Below are 21,583 nucleotides of genomic sequence, written 5' to 3'. Positions count from 1 at the left end.
CGATAGCAAATATTTTTACTGCTTTCGGTTAAAATGTAATAAAGTTCGAAAAAATATCCTTCTATGAATTGGATATTTTAACCAAATAAATAATATAAAATTGCCTATGAGGTCCTCTTTAAATTTTCCGTACATTATATTTTATTTTCAACTATAGTCTACAAAGAATCTAGAAAATAACTTAAAAAAATTTTTATTAACGTTGAAATTAAAATTTTTTGTCTTTTAAAGACACGTGCAAAAGGATAATGCATCTCAATCAAAAAAGAGGGTTTATATCTTGAACCGTTTCCTTTTATACTGTGGGTATGGAAGTTTCTCTAAAAAAGATGTTAGCTTTTTATAAAGGGTGATGAGGGCTTAAGAGGTTGGATATTCTATTCTATCATTTGACGCAGTCAACGCTGAAAGATATTTTACCAACGCTTGTAGAGCGTGCATTGGCTCGTTTTGGTAAGGTAACAATACAATGTGTAAGTGAAGAACAACGCGATTCTATGGATATGCATTTATGGGTTTATGCGGATGAATCATTTATTGGACATGGAACTGAGTGTGATCAATATTCAAACTTTCAGCCTGTATTTCTGACGACAGGACAAGAAAATCCGAATGATTCAAAGATTCGTTTTCTCATAGAGGGAGCCGTATGTTCGAATATTGATACTTATCAACGGCTTGTTGTGATATTTGATGGTAGAGATGATGAGCAGTTGAGTCTTGTTCGTGCACAGTGGAAAAAATATAAAATGGAAAATCATAATTTAACGTATTGGCAACAGACTGAAGATCGTTGTTGGGAAAAACAGGTTTAATGCGTCTCATCTCTGTTGTTCTGATTTTTATAGGATTGATAGGAATAGTAAATCCAGCGCTTTTTATTGCGAAAGGATCAGGGGGAGGGCGTTGGGTTTTTATTGTGATTTTTCTTTTAGGCATATTAAAGATATGGCCTACAATTAAAAAAATGAAACGGCATCATGATAATTGATCGAATTTTGCTTGTTTTATGGGCTGTGATATTGGCTTTTTTTTGCGTTTCGTGGTTGGGAACAACACATATCTTATCAGGAATGTTTACTGTTGCTTATATAAGCAATATTGCAGATTTTTTATTTTTCTTTTTGAGTGCCTTGTTCGCGGGAATATTGTGGTGGAAAATACCGCAACCCATGTCTTTAAAAATGAAACTGGCAGCATTTTTGCTGCCAGTACTTATTTTATTCTTCTTTATTATATTTTAGTTGGATATTTCATCATCTGTAAATCCGACGAAGCAAATCAGTGAAATAAAAGAAGCAAGAAGTAAATAATAACCGATATAAGATGTATCAAAATGTTGTACCAGATATTCTGCAATATAAGGCGCAAGAGAGGCTCCTACGATACCCGATAAGTTGAAAGTAATAGAAGAACCAGTATATCGAATTGCTGTTGGGTATGGTGAAGCCAAAACAGCACCAAGAGGACTGTATATCATCCCCATGATAGACAAACCGATAACAGACATTGCAAGGACTCCTATAACTCCAGAATTTAAGAAATAAGGAATTGCAAAAGAATAGATACCGGTGATGATTGTAACCCAAATCATCAAAGTTCTACGTCTAATACGATCAGCGAGTTTTCCAGTGATGACAGTAAAAATTCCACAGAAAATAGCACCAACAATTTCGACTTGAAGAGCTTGATAAAATGGCAATTGCAGATGGTTTGTTGAGTAGCTTAACAAATATGCGGTGACCAAGTAAAACAAAACAAATGTTGCCATACCAGAAAATATTCCAAGAAATAGGATTCGTGGACATTTTAAAAAGACATCGATGATAGGAACTTTGACACGTTCTTTACTTTCAAGAGTTTTTTTAAATTGAACAGTTTCATTGATTGAAAGACGGACCCATAATCCTATAATCATAAAAACAACTGAAGCAATAAAAGGAATGCGCCATCCCCAAGCTAAAAGTTCTTCATGATCAAGGAAATGCAACAGACCTAAATAAACGGCAATAGATAAAAATAAACCGATTGGAACACCCAATTGGGGGAACATCGCGTACCAGCCGCGCTTTTCTGGAGGGGCATTTTCTGTTGCGAGCAAAACAGCTCCTCCCCATTCTCCTCCTAATCCCATTCCCTGTCCAATACGGCACAAGGTCAAGAGGAAAGGGGCAAACCATCCAGCGGTTTCATAAGTAGGAAGAAAACCAATAATGACTGTTGAAAGACCCATTGTGAGAAGAGAAGCAATAAGTGTTGCTTTTCTTCCAATTTTATCTCCAAAATGTCCAAAAACAATTGATCCAAAGGGCCTGGCAAAAAAGGCCGCTCCAAAGATCAGGAAAGATTGTAAAATGGCAATCTGATCATTTTGTGTTGGAAAAAACACATGAGGAAATATGAGAGCTGCGGCAGTGGCAAAGACATAGAAATCAAAGAATTCAATTGTTGGGCCAATAAGGCTTGCAAACAAAATGCGACGAGGGGAATTTCTGTTTCTTGTACCTTGTATTTCTAAGTTTATAGACATGAATAGAATGTCCCTTTCAGTATATGACAAATCAAATGATGAGTTAACTGACTATAATTATAAAAATTTCAAATCACTGTCGAGTCGATATTATGACGTTTCTTATATATTAGAACAATGATTATGGCTTGATGAGCATGAATAAGTGTTCTTTAGATTATCCAAGTTAAGTAGAATAAAGACACTGTTTTAAATGCTGTAGAGGAAGAAATATGTGGATATAAAGGCCGCTCTCATTAACATTACTGTTTCCTTTAATGTTTAATGCCATTTTTATTTTATCTATTGAGGGATCAATCTTATTTAGACCAGCCTTTGGTATCTCAAAAATATTTTTCCATAGATGTAATTATAACACTTTTTAAGCGTATCAAAAAGAAATTAAATCTTTTAGTTGTGCATGCATTTTAAAACACAGGGTGTATATTTGATCTGTCAGAGTTTAGTCCATCGAATGCTTTATTATCTTAAAAAAACATGAGGTTGAGCAATTGCATTGAGTTGTTTTGGTCTATGCACTTTTTTCTAAATGGGGGAATTTAAATTTGAAATTATGGAGTGTGAATAATGCAACGCAAATTGAAATTAAGTTTTTGTGCATTAATGACCAGTGGTTTTTTTGTCAAGATTGCGAGTGCAGATGGAGTAGCGACACCAAAAGAAAAGTTATTAACACCAGTAAGTATCAGTGAACATCTAGAAGAGACAAAAAAATTGTTATTGGAAGTGAGGGGATTAAAAGAAAAAAAGGGGGGATCAAAAAGGATAGAGAATAAACAGATAGTAGAAGGAAGTAAGTATTCAGAAGAGGAAAGGAAGAGATTAGAAAACCTATTCTTTGAAGTACTCACAAATTCAATAATAAGTGATGGTGCTACTATCTATATTACTAATCGTGACTCTGAAGATTCTGAAATAAATAGCTTTAAATATGAAGATGCAGGCTATTCCATCAATAATACGGTTAAAGAAGGTGGAAAACTCTACATTGATGCAGCAAGTGTTAGCAGGGATACGACAATTGAGAGTGGTGGTATTGAATTCGTCCAAAATCTGAGCAGTTCAGAATACGCCACTGTTAAAAAAGGTGGTAAACAAATTGTTGAGAGTGGTGCAAATGCTGAGGGGGCTAAAATCTATGGTGGTGAGCAGATTATTTTTGGTAAGGGGGTCCTTGGAACTGGTTTGTTGCGTAAAGATAAGGAAAGTAGTGCTTATAACACCGAAATTTATGCTGAAGATGGAATCCTAGGACTACAAAGTGTCTATAGTGGGGGGATGGTTGTTGACACAAAGGTTATGAAAGGAGGTGTCCAGAATCTTGATGGTAAAGAGAATTTTAATAACGGATTCTCAGAAGATACTGATACAGCTGATACAGAAAATGAGGATTTTACAATCAATGAGGGGGCTTTTGCACTTAGTACCGAACTTTTTAAAAATGGTGTGCAGAATATCTTAGCAGGAGGGAATGCGAGCGAAGTTACTTTATATGATAGAGCTACTCAGAAGATATATGATTCTGGATACGCGGATAATCTAACAATTAATCACCAAGCACAATCATGGGTTTTTGCTGGTGCAATATTAGATAAGGATACAAATGTTAATGATTTTGGCAACCTCTATCTTTATGCTGGGAATGGTGAAGCTGTTACAGAAGTAGAAAATCTTATTTTAAATGGAGAAGATGCCAAGTTATACTCTATTGCAACTGAAAATAACGCTACTCTCTCTCAGGTTAATATCCAGAATTTAACTGGAAGTGGCAGAGTTATTTTTACATCTTTTGGGGCTGATAAGCATTACTCTAAGCTTAATATTGATGATCTATCAGGTTCTTTACATTTTGAGTTTAATGTCAACTTTGCCAAGCATCTTAGTGATTATCTTGTTATTAAAAAAAGTGGTTCAGGTTATCATACAATAAGTATTACTGATTCTGGAGGTGAGGTTACAACCCCTTCCCACAAAAAGCTTAAATTAATTTCTGATCATAGTGGAAACGCTCATTTTACTCTGACAAACACTTTTGGTGAAAAAATCAGAGCTATTGATGCCGGAACCTATATGTACAGTTTGAAACATAGAAAAAATAAGAGCAATGGTAAAATTTGGTATTTAGATGCGAATTATGCTCTTGATGAGGAAAATACCTCTTTATTTTCTGATTTTAACTTGCAACCATCTGCGATGGCTTCATTATCGAATGATCTCACAGAACGCACAATTGAAAAGGGAATGATTGTTACGATTGCTGATCCTAGCTTTGATAGTAACAGTGAGAAAGTTGATAGCAATAGAGAAACTTCAATTAGTAATATAGTTAAAGATGCTGGAAAGCTTTCCGTTTATAACGGTGGTTTTAGCCTGTATACGACAATTCAAAGAGGCGGTACTGAACTTATTAGAACACAGGGTCTTTCACAGGATAGTACAGTTAAGAGAGGGGGAAAACAAAAGGTTGAAGATGGGGGGAAAACTGAAGGGGCTCAAATTTACGGTGGTGAGCAGTTTGTTTCAGGAAAGTCTGATATCAAAGGTGAGATGGTAAGGAGTAGCGCCTATGACACTGTCGTTTCTGGTAAAAATGGAGTGCTAGGATACCAGAATGTGTATGATGATGGAGAGGTTTTTAGCACAAAGATCATGGAAGGAGGGGTACAAAATCTTTTTGTGGAAAAAGATCTAGACCATTATAGCAGTTTTGCATTTGATACGAAGATCTTTTCTGGTGGAGAACAACACGTTTTAGCAGGAGGAATCGCGATTGGTGTTCTCTTACAAGGGAATGCTTTTCAAGCAATAGATTTAGGAGGCTATGTAAAAGATTTAACGATTAAGGATCAAGCACAATCGTGGTTACATTCTGGTGCAACATTAGAAGGAAACACCATGATTCATGATTCTGGACGGATTTATCTTTATGCTGGTGCTGAGCAATCTCATACTGAAGTAGAAAAAATTGTTTTAAATGGCAAAGATACCACATTATACTCTATTGCTTCCAAGATGGATGGTGAAAGCTCTTTGATTGAGGATCTAAGCGGGGATGGACGCGTTGTTTTTACTTCTACCGTGTTTAATCCACATTACTCTAAACTTGAGGTCGATAATCTTTCAGGTAATTTACATTTTAGGTTTAATACTAATTTTGCAGAACAGCGCGGTGATTATCTTCTTATAAAAAAAGGAGCAGGTCATCACACCATCAGCGTTATCGATTCTGGTGCTGAAGTGACCAATTCTCTTCTACAAAATCAGAATTTAGTTTTGGAGCTTGATTTAATTCATGATCAAAGCGGAAATGCGCATTTTACTCTGATAGATTTCGGGGGTGAAGAGATAGCTACTGTTGATAATGGAGTCTATATGTACGCTCTAAAGAAAAAAGATCATAACGGTGGAAAGATTTGGTCTTTATCGACATCATCTACATTGGAAAAAATTTCTACTCCTATCTTTTCTCCATCTCATACGGAGTTGCCTATAGATAACTCTTTTGAGCAAGACAATACTGTTTCTCCTTCGGAAGATTCTATAACCAATTCTTATACAGGTGATTTCAATTTTTATGCAGAGGATTTCATTACTGGTCTAGGTGAAAAAAATTTACAAAACTCCATACTCGGTGACAATAGCATAGTTTATATTGCTGGTGATGGAGAAACGGATGATTTTAAATTATCCATTAATAATACAGTTCCAGAAACTGCAACACTCTATGTTAAGACTGGTGGTTTTAGTAAGAATACAACAATTGAAAATGGTGGTTCAGAGATTGTAGGGGAACAGGGTATCTCAGAATTTACGATTATTTACGAGGGTGGAAAACAAAGAGTGGAGGGAGGAGGATCCGCATTGAGAGCTGAAATTTATGGTGGTGAGCAGTTTGTTTTCGGAGAGGGTTATGTAAATGGTGAAATTGTGGGGAGCAGCACTTATAACACGACACTTTATGGTCAAGGTGACACGCCGGGACAGCAGAATATATATGATGATGGGATGGCTGTGGGAACAAAAGTGATGAGTGGAGGAATACAAACTCTTGCTAAATGGTTTGCAGATGATGATAGTTTTGTACAAAAAAGTGGTGGCTTAGCCGTAAATACTGAGGTTTTTGAGGGTGGGGTACAGCGGGTATTGGCAGGGGGAGAGGCGGATATTGTGACTTTACACCGCCATGCTGCTCAAGAAGTTCATGCTGGTAGCATTGTAAAAAATCTAACAATTAAAGAAGGAGCCAATTCATGGGTTTTTGCTGGTGCGATGTTGGAAGGAAAAATAAAGATTCATGATTTTGGACAAGTCCATCTTTATGCTGGAAATAATAGCTTTTATACTGAATATAAAAATTCTCAGACAACAGTAGACGATATTAATTTAGAAGGAGAAAACGCTAAATTATACTCTATTTCTACTGGATATGGAAACACAGAAACCTATATTAAGAAGCTAAGCGGTGTGGGAAATATTATTTTTACTTCTATAGAATCCAATTTACATTACTCTAAGCTTTATATTGATAATCTTTTTGGGAGTCTACATTTCGATTTTAATGTCAGCCTTGCAGAAGGAGAGGGTGATTATCTCTTTATCAAGAATGGCCGTGGTTCTCACACAATAAGTATTGTAGATTCCGGTATTGAAATTGTTGATCCTTCTTCGACAGAACTTGATTTAATTGTTGATCAAAGTGGAGGAGCACATTTTACTCTGAGAAGCTTTTCTGGTGCAAATGTTAAAACTATTGATGGCGGAACCTATATGTATGGTTTAAAACAGAGAATTGATGAGGATGGGGGTGAAAAAGTTTGGTATTTATCTGCGGTATTTATTGATAATGTTTCATTTCTCAACAGTTTGCCACGTAGTAGGAGCAGGTCTGCGCGGCATTTAAATCAAAATCAATCAGATTCTTCTCTTTCAACTATTACAGTTACAAAAGAGCATGCTAGTAAGTTGCTACATCGAAGAGAAAACCGCCAAAACTTAAGGCAAAAATCTCCAGCTTCTGTATCTCTAACTGTTTCAACTCTTGGAAGTCAAATTATTGGAGGGGCATATCCAGCAAGTTCTCTTCATTTTTCTGATGGAAAGCAACAGGCTGTTGTTTCAGAATCTTCACAATCTTTAGCAGATCAAATGATTTTGCGTCCAGTTCATAAAGAACAGCCTTCTCCACAATTGAGAGAGACGCTTTCAGTTTCTCACTTTTTAACCACTCCCTCTACAGATGCGGTATTGTCTATGTCTGTGGCTCCAGCGATGGTTTTTCACAATGAAATGCAAACCGTGCGTGCGGGAAGAGGAATTCTAGATAAAAGTAACAAGAATGCAGCTTTATGGAGCTATGCGATCAAGTCTAAAGAGAGTATTGCTACAGAGCATATAGATTTTAAGTTGGATCAGACAGGTATTGTTTTAGGGATCAATAGTTTAAGCGAGTGGGAAAATGGAGAATTTTATATAGGTGGTTTTGGCAGTTATGACCGCGCACGCATTGCGCATGCACGGGGTGGTATGAGCGGTATCAATGCTTATGGCATTGGCGCTTATGTCACTTATTTGGATCATAGTGGATGGTATTTAGATGGTATTTTAAAATATAATCATTATCAGAATACTCTAAAGGCAGTTTCAACGAATGGTTTAGGGATTGAAGGAAGCTATAGGCAATGGGCGGTGGGCACTTCCTTTGAAGCAGGTTATCGACTTAAGACGTCAAAGAGCAGTTGGTTGCAGCCTTATGGACAATTTACATGGTTGCAAGTTGAGGGTAAAGAAATCAAGTTATCGAATGACATGATAGGTAACATGCGTCCATTCACTTCATTACGCAGTGAGGTTGGCATATCTTTAGGATATGAATTTGGTTCTCGTATGGATTCCTCATCACTTGCGTATATTACAGCAGCATGGTTGCGTGAGAATAAAGATGACAACCATACATTGATTAATCAACGGCATTCATTTACCACTGACTTATCGGGTAATGCAGGTAAGTTAGGAATCGGTTTGAGCAGTTTAGTGAGTGAGAAGTTAAAGTTATATGGTGAGGCACATTATGTTAAAGGACGTAAAACAAAACAGTCCTTTCAGGGTATTTTAGGTGTACGCTATAGTTTTTAATTATATGGTTATTTTTTGGTTATCTTTAAATATATGATTGTTTTTAAAGATCTTTAATGAAGGTTCAGAGAACAATTTTTCAGAGCATGTGGCTTTGCTTTTCACGATAAACTGTATACCCTTATATACTTTATTATGCATTACTTTTTTCTTTGATAAGAAAACTCCGAGAAAATGCTAAAGAAGCACTATAAAAACGCCCTTATATTCTTGATCAAAAAAGTATTAAAAAAACTGTAGAGAACAGTTTTGTATGAGATAAGGAGGATTTTTAAGAAGGATTGTTTGCAATCTAAGGTTGAAAATATGTTTTGTAGAGCTAATTACGTTTAGTGTCTATGCAGGCGTGAAGGGGGGAGGATATGGCTCTACAATATAAATGGAAACGACATTGTTGGATACTCATGTTGAGCAGCTGTTTTGTACAAGCTGCTGCTGCAAATGAGGGGGGAATACCGCTTTTTTGTCAATCTTCAAGTTATGAAAATGGCAAAATATTTCAGGATCAATACAATGAGGATATGAAAACAGGAAGATGCATACTTGGAGCATCTAATGATGTTATTATAAGGGCGCGCAATGAATTAGACTTTTTAAAAAAGCCTAGCGATTTTACTGAGGATAAGGGCACTAGAGTGTTTGCGAGTCAACAGGAGCTTGGCAGCAGTCGTCGTGACAATGTCGGATATAATGTACAAGAACAAAATATTGCGTTTCTTAAAAAACCTGAACTTATCTTCATTAAAGATGGGGCGCTGTTAGAAAATTATGTCCTTGATAATGAAGGTAAAGCATACATTTCAAATGATGGCGAGAGTGATAGCCCAGGGCGATCCATTAATAACACTGTAAGGAATGGTGCAGAGCTTTATGTGTATGCAGGAGGTCTCAGTGAGAATAGTAAAATTGAACATGGTGGAATTGAAAATGTTGAGGCTTTAAAGGGAAAACAAGGCTTTTCAAAAAATGCTGTCGTTAAAGAAGGTGGACAACAAAGTGTTGGAAATGGAGGAAAAGTAGAGGGGACTAAAATTTATGGTGGTGAGCAACTTGTTTTCGGGGAGGGGGATGTTGGAGGAGAGGTTAAAGGGAGTAGTGCTTCTCATATTGTCATTTATGGTCAAGATAAAACACTAGGTCAACAAAAAGTATATGATGGCGGAAAAGTTTGGGATACGAAAGTTATGCGAGGGGGCGTACAAGAGGTTGGAAAAAAATCTCAAAGTGCTAAAAATGGTGGTTTTGCATTTGACACAGAAGTTTTTGGCGGTGGTAAACAGCGTATCTTAAAAGGTGGTAAGGCTATTGGAGTTACTTTAAATGAGAGCGCTATTCAGGAAATATATGCTGATGGATCTGTAAAAAATCTAACAATGAATGATGAAGCAAAATCATGGGTGCATGCTGGGGCAACATTAGAAGGCAAGACACAGGTAAATCATTCTGGGCAGATTCATCTTTATGCTGGGAATGATCAACATCGTACCATAGTAGAAGATATTATTTTAAATGGAAAAGATACAAAACTGTACTCTATTACTGACGAGTTTGATGGAAAAAGTTCTTTGATACAAAAATTAAGTGGTGAAGGGAGTGTTATTTTTTCGTTTACAGGTTCTGATCCATATTATTCTCAGCTTCATGTGAATAATCTTTCAGGAAATTTACATTTCGCGTTCAATACTACGATTGCCCATAACCGTGGTGATTATCTCTTTGTTGAGAAAGGTGCTGGGAATCATACGATAAGTGTTGCTGATTCTGGAGTTGAAATCACGGATCCTTTTTCAAATAAGCGTGATTTAATTATGGATCAAAGTGGTGGCGCACATTTTACGCTGACAGATCTTAAGGGTGACAAAATTAACGCCATTGATGGTGGAACTTATATGTATGACTTGAAAGAAAGAAAGGATGAAAATGGAAAAGTGTGGTTTTTATCTGCAGACCGCCTCAGTGGACCAGAAACCTCTATTCCAGATCCAGCAAATCCTTTTGTTCCTGGTGAGACATCAACAACACCCTCTACAGATGCAGTATTAACGTTATCCGTAGTTCCTGGACTTGTTTTTAACAATGAGTTGCAAATTGTAAGGAATGGTAGAAAAATTTGGAACAGAAATAGGAAAGATGTCGAACTATGGACTTATGCGATTAAGAGCAGAGAACGTATTGCGACAGGACATACACACTTTAAGCTTGGGCAGACAGGTTTAGTCTTTGGTGCTGATCAGTTGAGTGAATTAAGACATGGAGAGTTGTATGTTGGTGGTTTCGGTAGTTATGATCAAGCACGTATTTCTCATGCACGAGGTGGTAATAGTGATCTGAGTTCTTATAGCATTGGAACTTATGCAACTTATTTTGATCATCGCGGATGGTATATGGATGGTGTTTTGAAATATAATTATTACCGAGATAATTTGAAAGCTATCTCCACGAATGGTTTAGCTATTCAAAGTCATTACAATCAGTGGGCGATAGGTGGGTCATTTGAAATTGGTTGTTATTTTACACCGGCACAGAATACTTGGATGCAGCCTTATATCAAGCTAACAGGTTTGCAGGTTGAAGGTAAAAAAATAAAACTTTCAAATGGAATGATAGGTGATCTAAGCCCATTGGTTTCATTCCGCAGTGAAGTTGGATTAACTGCAGGACATGAATTCTTTGTGAATTCAGAAACTTCATTAACAGCTTACATTATAGCAGCTTGGTTGCGTGAGAATGTAAATAATAATTATACGACAATTAATAACCAGCATAAATTTATTACAGACTTATCGGGTAATGCAGGTAAATTGGGAATTGGTGTAAACGGTTCGGTCAATGATAAACTGACACTTTATGCGGAAGCACATTATCTAAAAGGACATAAGATTAAGAATGCTCTTCAAGCTATTTTAGGATTACGCTATAGTTTCTAAATATGTGTGTACGCGGCTGATTAACTTTATGAATGTAATTGTTTTGCAAGCTTAAACAGATAACGCTCGATTTTATCTTCTCGAGAGTGTAGAGATCTTCTCAAACAGTAAGGATATCTTTATACTCTCCTTTGAAGGCACGAGCGTTTTTTTCATCTATAACTTCAAATATTGAAAATTGTTCCTTGAACTCAAGTGAACAGTTTGAATTTTATTCAGATTTTCTGCCTTAAGTTAGAATTTTCTAACTGCTTATAGATACACAACTTAAGGTTGTTTATATTAAAAAATACACTTTAAAAGTGTTTTTAAACATAAATAAAACACATTACGATACAATCTAAGACGGGTTACCTATGTAGCCGTGGGATATTTTTCTAAATAATTGAGAGTGGAGTGTCGATAATGCAGTATAAACGTAAGTTAAGTTTTTCAGTATTGATGATCAGTAGTTGTCTTGTACAAGTTGCAAGTGCAGTTGAAAACAGAAATGGAGAGCTAACAATAGTAGAACATGTAGGAAATCGAGCAGAGATACCAAAAGGTTCAGCACTGATTACAAATAATTTTCCCAGTAGTAAGAGTAAAATTGGAGATGGCGGTGTTGAAATTGTTGAAAATGGAGCAACTTCTATAGGTTCCACTATTAAAAAAGGGGGAATGCAAATAGTTACACGCGGAGGAACTGCGATAGGCACCGAAATCCTTGGTGGTAAGCAGTTTATTCATGAAGAAAAAGGTCTTGATCTTACAAGCGTGGAGAGAAAAAGTAGTGCATATAATTCTACAGTTTCAGGGGATGGTGGAGTAGTGGGACAGCAGAATGTGTATGATGGAGCGTGGGTTTGGAATACGAAAGTGGGAGATAACGGAGAACAAAATCTTTATTCGGGAGAAAGAAAAGAGGGGGGAAAATCAATGTATGCTGAGATCTCTGGGAATGGGAGACAGCATGTCTTAGCGTTAGGAGAATCTTATGCTACTAATTTGAAAGATCATGCTATTCAAGTTGTATATCCTGAAGGGTTTGTGGACGGTCTGACAGTTAACAGCTTTGCTAAATCGTGGTTCCATGTTGGTGTTCAAAAAGTCGTTGGAGAAGTAAGGGTCAATGATCACGGAGAACTTTATTTATTTGCTGGTGATAGGACAAACCATATCACTAAGAAAAAGATTCCTATAGAGGCAAGAGTTGATGAAATAATATTTGAGGTTGGTGAACGAAACACAGGAGAAAAACCTCAGATTGAAATTGAAGATTTAGGGGGGCATAATGGAACTGTTATTTTTACTTCTATTCCGTATGATCCGCGACATATTTCACTTCATGTTGAGAAACTTTCAGGGGATTTACATTTTCGATTCAATATTAGCGCTACGGGGGATTCGAGTGATTACTTGTCGGTTGATGAGGGCGCAGGTAATCACAAAATAAGCGTTGCAGATTCTGGTGCTGAAATTATAGGTCCTCTCTCAAAAAGGAATAGTTTGGTTACTGAACTTCCATTAATTACCGATAGAAGCCAAGATGGAGGGGCTAATTTTACTTTGGCAGATTTTTTGGGCAAGAACATTACAGTTGTCGATGGTGGAACCTATCAGTATCAATTGCTGAAGAGAGAAAGGTGTGCTAGTTCTAGTGGTAGTGCTACAATTTGGTCTTTAAGCAGAGTCTCTGAAAATGCAGAACATTCGAGTACTGAAGCACAGTGTGTAAACAAGAAAACGAAGATTCCTCTTGCATTGTCTCATCAAGGCGCTTCTTCTAGAGGAAAAAATACCGGTCCTCGTAAACCTACTAAAAAAGAGCAACCCAAGCCACGTCCTCCACGTCATTTAAGAGAAAGACAGAATTTCTCTAGTGTTTCGGTATCTCCCTCTCAGGAAAATCGCACTCATGTGAAGTCTCCCCCAGCAAGTTCTCTTCATTTTTCTGATGGAAAGCAACAGGCTGTTGTTTCAGAATCTTCACAATCTTTAGCCGATCAAATGATTTTGCGTCCAGTTCATAAAGAACAGCCTTCTCCACAATTGAGAGAGACGCTTTCAGTTTCTCACTTTTTAACCACTCCCTCTACAGATGCGGTATTGTCTATGTCTGTGGCTCCAGCGATGGTTTTTCACAATGAAATGCAAACCGTGCGTGCGGGAAGAGGAATTCTAGATAAAAGTAACAAGAATGCAGCTTTATGGAGCTATGCGATCAAGTCTAAAGAGAGTATTGCTACAGAGCATATAGATTTTAAGTTGGATCAGACAGGTATTGTTTTAGGGATCAATAGTTTAAGCGAGTGGGAAAATGGAGAATTTTATATAGGTGGTTTTGGCAGTTATGACCGCGCACGCATTGCGCATGCACGGGGTGGTATGAGCGGTATCAATGCTTATGGCATTGGCGCTTATGTCACTTATTTGGATCATAGTGGATGGTATTTAGATGGTATTTTAAAATATAATCATTATCAGAATACTCTAAAGGCAGTTTCAACGAATGGTTTAGGGATTGAAGGAAGCTATAGGCAATGGGCGGTGGGCACTTCCTTTGAAGCAGGTTATCGACTTAAGACGTCAAAGAGCAGTTGGTTGCAGCCTTATGGACAATTTACATGGTTGCAAGTTGAGGGTAAAGAAATCAAGTTATCGAATGACATGATAGGTAACATGCGTCCATTCACTTCATTACGCAGTGAGGTTGGCATATCTTTAGGATATGAATTTGGTTCTCGTATGGATTCCTCATCACTTGCGTATATTACAGCAGCATGGTTGCGTGAGAATAAAGATGACAACCATACATTGATTAATCAACGGCATTCATTTACCACTGACTTATCGGGTAATGCAGGTAAGTTAGGAATCGGTTTGAGCAGTTTAGTGAGTGAGAAGTTAAAGTTATATGGTGAGGCACATTATGTTAAAGGACGTAAAACAAAACAGTCCTTTCAGGGTATTTTAGGTGTACGCTATAGTTTTTAATTATATGGTTATTTTTTGATTGATCTCAATGTGTGTAGAAGGATTTTCAAACCTAGATCGGAGTATCTAGGTTCATCCTCTTTAAAGGAGAAGGCTTTCAAAAAGGTATATATTTTGCATGTTAGGATTTTCTTATGATTCTTTATTGCTTCAATGATAAATTTGATGAGAGGCATTTAAGATTATGTAAGAAGGTTCAATATTTATTGAGAGTCGGTAGCGCATCTTTATGATGGGATGAGCAATTACAGGTATTTCTATTAAAGTTTTCTTTATAATTCATTCTATATTTTTGAGAATTTGTGTAGATTTTTGTAGAGTCACTTGGCAAAGGGCTTCTTGCTCGCTATAGAAATGGCGAGAGAATGTTATAAATGAAATAAAGGTGGTTAAATGGCTTTAGAGCGTACTTTTTCGATGATTAAACCAGATGCAACCCGTCGTAATTTGACTGGCGCAATTACTAAAATGCTTGAGGATGCGGAGCTACGTGTTATTGCGTCTAAACGTGTCTGGATGAGCAAACGTGAGGCTGAAAATTTTTATGCTGTTCATAAAGAACGCCCTTTTTTTAGTGAATTGGTGGAATTCATGTCTTCTGGTCCAACCGTTGTACAAGTTTTGGAAGGCGAAAATGCAATAGCTAAAAACCGTGAAGTAATGGGAGCTACGAATCCTAGTGATGCAGAAGAAGGGACAATTCGTAAGGTTCATGCTTTATCGATTGGCGAAAATTCTGTCCATGGATCCGATAGCGCTGAAACGGCAAAAACAGAAATCGCCTTTTGGTTTTCTGAGGTAGAAATTGTTGGTTAATCAAGCGTTTATAATAATAAAGCGTTTATAAGAAGCAAAAATCCGAAACACTATATTTCGGTTTTTTGCTTATAAGATTATAGACTTTTTTGAAAGCATAGGGAGCATTCATCGTTTTTTAGCTTTTAATATTGTAACTGCTTTTGCGAGAATATAAAATCTATTTACTCTTTTTTTGAAGAGCTTTTATCTACATGCTACCCTTACTTGTAATGTGCAAAAAAGTGTTTTATTGATTTATCATTAATAGATTTAAAATGAATCAATCTTGTGCTACTCTCATCTCTCATCTCTCATCTCTTATTTAAGTACAAAAAGATAAATTATCATTATAAATCTCCATACTATTCATAGGATAACGTGTTTTAAACCTGCACGAAAATAATCCCATCCTGTCCACAATGTAAGGAGGGCAGCAATCCACAGCATAGTAATGCCAAACTCTATTGTGTAAGGAAAAATTTTATTACCGGCTGGTCCAGCTAAAAGAAATACAATAGCGATCATCTGTACAAAAGTTTTCCATTTTGCAAGACGAGAGACAGGAACACTAACTTTTAACTCAGCCAAATATTCACGTAATCCTGATACAAGAATTTCTCTGCAAAGAATGATAATAGCTGCCCATAGTGTCCACCCAGCGATGGTACTGTCTGCGGCAAGCAAGAGCAAACAAGCAGAGACGAGAAGTTTATCAGCAATTGGATCTAACATGCGACCAATATTGGATGTTTGTTCCCAAATACGAGCAAGGTAACCGTCAAGAAAGTCAGTAATGGATGCAACGATAAAAATGGACACAGCAATCCAGCGAGTGATATCATTTGATTGTAATCGCCCTTCTAAAAAAAAGCATGCAACAACCATTGGGACTGCAACAATTCGTGCATAAGTTAAAATATTTGGAAAAGAAAAAGTATGATTTTTCATGGAGCCATTTTTAATTCTTGTGAAAGAGAATATATTTCCTAAACGTAACAAGGCAAAGGTTATGAAACAAGCCTATTTTTCATGAAAATGGTTATGAATTTTTTGTGCAATTGTCATAGAGATTCCCGTAACTTTTTTTAAATCTTCAAGTGAGGCACTAGCAATAGCCTTGGCACTTCCAAAATGATGAAGCAACGCACGCTTTCTTGTCGGACCGATATTTTCGATTTCATCAAGTGGGTTTTTGAATGTTTCTTTTTTTCGTTTTATCCTATGAGCTCCAATCGCAAAACGGTGTGCTTCATCACGCAGACGTTGCAAAAAATAGAGGATAGGATCACGTGGAGGAAGTGTAAAGGGGGGGATACCTTTTATAAAAAATCGTTCACGTCCCGCATGGCGGTCAATACCTTTGGCGATTCCAACAACTGTGAAGAGGTCATTTAATTGTAATTCAGCAAGTATTGCATGTACGCTGTTGATTTGTCCTTCACCACCATCGATTAAGATAAGATCAGGCCAAATGGGAAAAAGATCATTATCTTTTATGTCATGACTTCTATTTGGCTGATCATGCTCTTTTATAAGGCGTGAAAATCTCCGTTTAATCACTTCTTTCATCATGCCAAAATCATCGCCAGGCGTGATATCTATTGAGCGAATGTTGAATTTGCGATATTGATTTTTAACAAATCCCATTTGACCAGCAACAATCATAGCACCTACAGCATTTGTTCCCATGATATGAGAATTGTCATAGACTTCTATCCGGCGTGGAGGAAAAGGTAGTTGGAATGTTTTAGCAAGACCTTGAAGCAATTTTGTATGAGTGGCTGTTTCAGAAAGCTTATGTTCAAGTGCTTCATGAGCATTGAGATAGGCATGATTAACAAGAGTTTTCCGTTCACCTTGTTTGGGTAAAGAGAGAGACACTTTGTGATTTGCTTTGAGACTCAATGCTTCTGTAAGAAGTGTCTTTTCTTCAATTTCTTCAGATAAAAGGATGCTTTTGGGAAGTGGTTTATCATCGTAAAATTGGGCAAGAAAACTCGCTAAAATTTCAGTACAGGAAAAAGAGGGATCTGCTTTAGGAAAATAGGCACGGTTTCCCCAATTTTGCCCCATGCGAAAAAAGAACACTTGAATACAGGTCATTCCTTCTTTTTGCGCAATTGCAAATACATCCGCTTCTTTTATCGTTTGAGGATTAATACCTTGATGGCTTTGTATATGAGAAAGGGCTGATAAGCGGTCACGATAGGAAGCTGCTTGTTCAAAATCAAGATTTTCTGCGGCTTTATGCATAGCTTGAACCATATTACTTTTAACAGATTGATCTTTTCCCGAAAGGAACGCTTTTGCTCCCCTCAGCAGTTCTTTATAATCATTGTCACTAATTTCATGGGTACAAGGTGCAGAACATCGCTTAATTTGATAAAGCAAACAGGGGCGTGTACGGTTTTCAAAAACTGAATCAGTACAGGTTCGTAATAAGAAGGCGCGTTGTAAAACATGAACTGTTTGTGTCACTGCACCGGCAGAAGCAAAAGGACCAAAATAGTGAGCTTTTCGTGTTCGGGCACCACGATGTTTGTAAAGTCCAGGCACTCGATGATCATCTGTAATCATAATATAAGGGAAACTTTTATCATCACGTAGTAATACATTAAAATGTGGATGCAATCTTTTTATGAGATTGGCTTCTAAAAGGAGTGCTTCTGTTTCTGTATGGGTGACGATAAATTCCATATGATATGTTGCGCGAATCATGCGGGTAATACGATTATTGTGTCCTTGTTCACGCGTATAGTTTGAAACACGTTTTTTGAGATTACGAGCTTTGCCAATATAGAGAATATCACCATTTTTACCAATCATCCGGTAAACCCCTGGCTTATGCGGAAGGTGTCTAACAAACTCTTGTATGAATTTGACACCTTGGAATTGATTTTTCTCATTACTTTGATTGGCATTATTCCATGTAATGTTAGAGAGAAAAGAAAGCTTTTCCCGCTCATTTTTCGGACAATTTGTATTATTTTTCAGGACCATTCCGTTTATTAAGAATATGTTTTTTGTTTAATATATGAAATATTCTTTTTTATTAAATAATGATTATTTATATCCTTATAATTTTTTCTATAAATAATATCTTATAGCATAAGAGTATGATTTTAGAGAGCCGATTTTTCATAAAAAATATGAGAGTTGTTATTCTAAAACAGCTTTATGAATTTGCCCAATTTATTCATTAAAATGAGTGGAATAGGAAATTCATGATGATTAAGAAGATAGACGTTCTAAAAGGGAAAAAATTAATTCACGCTGATCGTTGTTAGCATATCATTATAATATACTGATATTATTCAAAAAATCAAAGAACTTTATCATTTTATGCCTTTGTATCTTACAACATGATATTTGATTTAGGAAAAATATAGAGAAAGATCTAATATAATAGATGTTCTTTTTGAAGCCACTTATGCGTTATTTGGGCGTTTTCATCTTGTCCCAGACGGTTGATAAGAAAGGGGCTGAGTTTTTTCATTTCTTCTTCCAAAAGGTAGGGAGGGTTAATAATAATCATACCACTTCCATTCATTGTCGGTGGACTTGAACTTTTTCGGATACGCATTTCAAGCTGTAGAATCTTAGGAATTCCTGTTTGATAAAGCGCGTGAAGAAAACTTTCAATTTCTTTGTCATATTTAACAGGATACCATAAAGCGTAGATCCCTCCAGAAAAGCGACGATAGGCTTTCATTAATCCCTCAATAAGGCGGGAAAATTCTCCAGTTTTTTCAAAGGGAGGATCAACAAGGATAAACCCACGTTTTTCTTTTGGTGGTACATGAGCATTTAAGGAAAGCCAACCATCTAAATGCAGAACTTTTGTCTGATAATCTCCGGCAAAGTTTTTTGCTAAAATATGATAATCTTCGTTGTGCAATTCTATTGCGGTGAGGCGATCTTGTTTCCGTAATAATTGACGAATAAGAACAGGAGATCCAGGATAAAATACAATTTCTTTTTCCCCTTTATTGAGGGCATCAATGATATCACACCATGGACAAAGGAGTGCTCTTAAATCTTCTGGGATAGGAGTTGAAAAAAGCCGTTGGACACCTTCGCGCCACTCTCCTGTTTTATGTGCTTCTAAAGAAGAAAGGTCATAAATACCGATTCCAGCATGCGTATCTATAACGCGAAAAGCTTTTTCTTTGCGTTTGAGATATTCTACAATGCGAGTGACAATAATGTGTTTAAAAACATCAGCAAAATTGCCAGCATGATAAATATGCCGATAATTCATGGAATAAACTCTATCATATGTATAACTGTACCGGATTATTAGCATAGAATATTAGAATTGATATCCATAAAAATACTCTTATAGAAATCAAATAATACCCTCACTCCCAAATAATACCCTACAGAAAAATATTAATGTCATGGGAGCATTTATTCACTGGGCTATTTTTATATTATGAGATTCATCGTTAAGATCTTAAATTTTTTTATATGAAAAATAGATAGGAAGAGGGCGAACATTTCAATAGAGATAGTTATGTTGTAAGAGAAGTTTCTTATGATCGCGGACTCTTTCAGGAAAACTATAAAAGACAAGCAATTAACGAGAATATTAGTGAAGTTTGTTAAAAAATTTAAGGTTATCTTTCAAATTCATTCATAAATTTACTTGTTTAAAGATTAAAGAATTTAAAATGTTTGATAAAAACATTGTTACATTTATCAGTTTTTTAGCGAGCGTAAAATTATGGATAGAGCAATAAAGTGCTGGTATTATAGTGATAGATTTTTATAAAAGTGTGGATGAATCTCATTGGTTTAAGCGGAGCCCAAGCTTTACATTATATACGCTAAATGGCTAGATTATTGTGTGTGGTGCTAAAACAAAACTTTTAAAAAGTGATATGTTCTCTGCAAGCGATCTCAATAAAATGAGGGATTTTTAACTAAAGTAAATAGGTTTATCTATCTCTAACACTGTATTATCTAGCGGCTTTATGAGATAATCTTATAAAAAGACTAGGATAAGAAATTCTTTTACATGGATTGTACTTCGATTCCATGCTTTTAATTGAATGTAATTTTCTATTAATGCCCATTCTGTTTTCAATACTGAGATAAGTTAAGCACATGATATTATGAGAACGCATGCCCAGAATCCGGAGACTTGTAATAGTTAGGGCATGCAGCGGTTCAAAGAGCTGGTTATATGGAGGTATTTTACTGAATAAAGGCGCAAGCTGGTACCATTTTTATTTTTTAGTATTGCCATACCTCTTGGCACTTGACCTGATTCATAAAGTGCATTTTTACTCTTTCTGCGAATAGTTTTTATCCACACGTCAGATATTTAATTGAATGCGATGATGGCTTATATTTCGTATTGTATATGGAATAATGATGATAAAATTCCCACCAACGCAAAGAATAAATATTATGCGTAAGATGATAGCTTTTAAAGAGACTGATGATGTGTCAAGAAAGTTTTTTAGAGATTGTTCTTTCTGAATTTTTTAATTGAATACGTAAAATTTTTTACAACATGGTATGATTTTTATCAGTAACGGATAATTTGGAGGAAATGTTTGTAATGATACGTACAACTTTGTTTAAAAGGAAAGACATGAGCTATAGTATTTACAGGAAGATGAGTAACTAAGAGATCAGATGAAGTTATTTTAGAAAAGTTTTTAAGCCTTTTGAATTTTCTATGAAGCGGTTTATCATTTTGGAATGGTTTGTGTTATAGTACGCTAAGAAGGGATGAGAGGATAAAAAGTTCTTTTGCAATAAAAGCGTGTGATTGTTTTTAAGTTAAGAAGAAAATATATAATTAAGATATTATATTTGATACATTCTTCAGAAGAAGCATGAATAAATGAAATCAAATTTAAAAGCATAAAGTTAGAGAGAGTAATGGGTAATATTTTTTCACCAACGCATTTAATTATAATTTTACTGATTATCTTTGTGCTTTTCGGTCGCGGTAAGATTTCTGAATTAATGGGCGATGTTGCTAAGGGAATTAAAGCCTTCAAAAAAAATATGAAGGAAGAAGATGATGGCATTGAGGATAAAGTTGAAATGGCTACTACTTCCCAAATAATTGATGTAGAATCTCAACAATCTCAGCCGCTATCGGTAAAACATGTAACAGCGCGCAGAAAGGCTTCTTCTGCTTCTAAAAGAAGCAAAACATCTGTTGCTAAAAAACAGCGTGTCAAATAACAAAAACGTAATC

General features: G+C 36.1%; 12 protein-coding genes. 8 read left to right on the top strand and 4 right to left on the bottom strand.

What is annotated here, in order from left to right:
* The first annotated feature begins 368 nt into the window (after positions 1–368).
* From ACFIJQ_RS04240 to ACFIJQ_RS04230, 3 genes are read left to right on the top strand one after another with little or no spacing between them, the layout of a single operon-like run.
* On the top strand, positions 369–815 hold the full coding sequence (locus tag ACFIJQ_RS04240) for a DNA polymerase III subunit chi (RefSeq protein WP_012754971.1): 447 nt from the start codon (positions 369–371) through the stop codon (positions 813–815).
* Positions 815–991 (top strand): hypothetical protein, encoded by a 177-nt coding sequence (locus ACFIJQ_RS04235; protein ID WP_012754972.1) that lies wholly within the window; start codon positions 815–817, stop codon positions 989–991. The genes ACFIJQ_RS04240 and ACFIJQ_RS04235 overlap by 1 nt, the downstream gene beginning before the upstream one ends.
* A complete protein-coding gene (locus ACFIJQ_RS04230; RefSeq protein WP_012754973.1) occupies positions 981–1,244 on the top strand; it encodes a hypothetical protein in 264 nt (87 codons plus the stop codon). Before ACFIJQ_RS04235 ends, ACFIJQ_RS04230 begins: the two co-directional genes overlap by 11 nt.
* Here the strand turns inward: ACFIJQ_RS04230 and ACFIJQ_RS04225 are convergent.
* Positions 1,241–2,530: an MFS transporter gene (locus ACFIJQ_RS04225; RefSeq protein ID WP_026500354.1), complete on the bottom strand. Its 1,290-nt coding sequence runs from the start codon at positions 2,528–2,530 to the stop codon at positions 1,241–1,243. The genes ACFIJQ_RS04230 and ACFIJQ_RS04225 overlap by 4 nt on opposite strands.
* 567 nt (positions 2,531–3,097) lie before the next feature.
* Between ACFIJQ_RS04225 and bafA (ACFIJQ_RS04220) the strand changes: the two genes are divergently transcribed.
* The 4 genes from bafA (ACFIJQ_RS04220) (at position 3,098) to ndk (ending at position 15,381) form a co-directional block, all read left to right on the top strand.
* On the top strand, positions 3,098–8,662 hold the full coding sequence (bafA, locus tag ACFIJQ_RS04220; protein WP_375628686.1) for a BafA family autotransporter: 5,565 nt from the start codon (positions 3,098–3,100) through the stop codon (positions 8,660–8,662).
* A 362-nt stretch (positions 8,663–9,024) separates the two neighbouring features.
* A complete protein-coding gene (bafA, locus tag ACFIJQ_RS04215) occupies positions 9,025–11,589 on the top strand; it encodes a BafA family autotransporter (RefSeq protein ID WP_273788366.1) in 2,565 nt (854 codons plus the stop codon).
* Between the two features lie 405 nt (positions 11,590–11,994).
* Entirely contained in the window at positions 11,995–14,565 is a 2,571-nt protein-coding gene (gene bafA / locus ACFIJQ_RS04210) for a BafA family autotransporter (RefSeq protein WP_375628684.1), read from the top strand.
* Between the two features lie 393 nt (positions 14,566–14,958).
* Positions 14,959–15,381 (top strand): nucleoside-diphosphate kinase, encoded by a 423-nt coding sequence (gene ndk / locus ACFIJQ_RS04205; RefSeq protein WP_375628682.1) that lies wholly within the window; start codon positions 14,959–14,961, stop codon positions 15,379–15,381.
* A gap of 348 nt (positions 15,382–15,729) precedes the next feature.
* Here the strand turns inward: ndk and pgsA are convergent, their stop codons facing one another.
* The 3 genes from pgsA to ACFIJQ_RS04190 form a co-directional block, all read right to left on the bottom strand.
* A complete protein-coding gene (pgsA, locus tag ACFIJQ_RS04200) occupies positions 15,730–16,311 on the bottom strand; it encodes a CDP-diacylglycerol--glycerol-3-phosphate 3-phosphatidyltransferase (protein ID WP_273788363.1) in 582 nt (193 codons plus the stop codon).
* A 72-nt stretch (positions 16,312–16,383) separates the two neighbouring features.
* Positions 16,384–18,363, bottom strand: coding sequence for an excinuclease ABC subunit UvrC (gene uvrC, locus ACFIJQ_RS04195; RefSeq protein WP_375628680.1), 1,980 nt, complete (start codon positions 18,361–18,363; stop codon positions 16,384–16,386).
* Positions 18,364–18,760: 397 nt separating this feature from the next.
* The gene (locus ACFIJQ_RS04190; protein WP_273788361.1) at positions 18,761–19,624 is read right to left on the bottom strand and encodes a 23S rRNA (adenine(2030)-N(6))-methyltransferase RlmJ; all 864 of its coding nucleotides are present in this window, start codon (positions 19,622–19,624) and stop codon (positions 18,761–18,763) included.
* Positions 19,625–21,258: 1,634 nt separating this feature from the next.
* On the opposite strand from ACFIJQ_RS04190, the gene tatA reads away from it, so the two are divergent.
* A complete protein-coding gene (gene tatA, locus ACFIJQ_RS04185) occupies positions 21,259–21,570 on the top strand; it encodes a twin-arginine translocase TatA/TatE family subunit (protein WP_273788360.1) in 312 nt (103 codons plus the stop codon).
* Positions 21,571–21,583: the final 13 nt, after the last annotated feature.

It is taken from the genome of Bartonella sp. TT67HLJMS (assembly GCF_042193375.1).
Taxonomy (GTDB): Bacteria; Pseudomonadota; Alphaproteobacteria; order Rhizobiales; family Rhizobiaceae; genus Bartonella; species Bartonella grahamii.
Note: the sequence above shows the minus strand (reverse complement) of the source record. Positions and strands in the feature narration are given on the sequence as shown.

Excerpts from the sequence above, each read along its gene's own strand:
- ACFIJQ_RS04235 (WP_012754972.1), top strand. The coding sequence starts at position 815 with ATGCGTCTCATCTCTGTTGTTCTGATTTTTATAGGATTGATAGGAATA.
- ACFIJQ_RS04230 (WP_012754973.1), top strand. The coding sequence starts at position 981 with ATGATAATTGATCGAATTTTGCTTGTTTTATGGGCTGTGATATTGGCT.
- ACFIJQ_RS04225 (WP_026500354.1), bottom strand. The coding sequence starts at position 2,530 with ATGTCTATAAACTTAGAAATACAAGGTACAAGAAACAGAAATTCCCCT.
- bafA (WP_375628686.1), top strand. The coding sequence starts at position 3,098 with ATGCAACGCAAATTGAAATTAAGTTTTTGTGCATTAATGACCAGTGGT.
- bafA (WP_273788366.1), top strand. The coding sequence starts at position 9,025 with ATGGCTCTACAATATAAATGGAAACGACATTGTTGGATACTCATGTTG.
- bafA (WP_375628684.1), top strand. The coding sequence starts at position 11,995 with ATGCAGTATAAACGTAAGTTAAGTTTTTCAGTATTGATGATCAGTAGT.
- ndk (WP_375628682.1), top strand. The coding sequence starts at position 14,959 with ATGGCTTTAGAGCGTACTTTTTCGATGATTAAACCAGATGCAACCCGT.
- pgsA (WP_273788363.1), bottom strand. The coding sequence starts at position 16,311 with ATGAAAAATCATACTTTTTCTTTTCCAAATATTTTAACTTATGCACGA.
- uvrC (WP_375628680.1), bottom strand. The coding sequence starts at position 18,363 with ATGGTCCTGAAAAATAATACAAATTGTCCGAAAAATGAGCGGGAAAAG.
- ACFIJQ_RS04190 (WP_273788361.1), bottom strand. The coding sequence starts at position 19,624 with ATGAATTATCGGCATATTTATCATGCTGGCAATTTTGCTGATGTTTTT.
- tatA (WP_273788360.1), top strand. The coding sequence starts at position 21,259 with ATGGGTAATATTTTTTCACCAACGCATTTAATTATAATTTTACTGATT.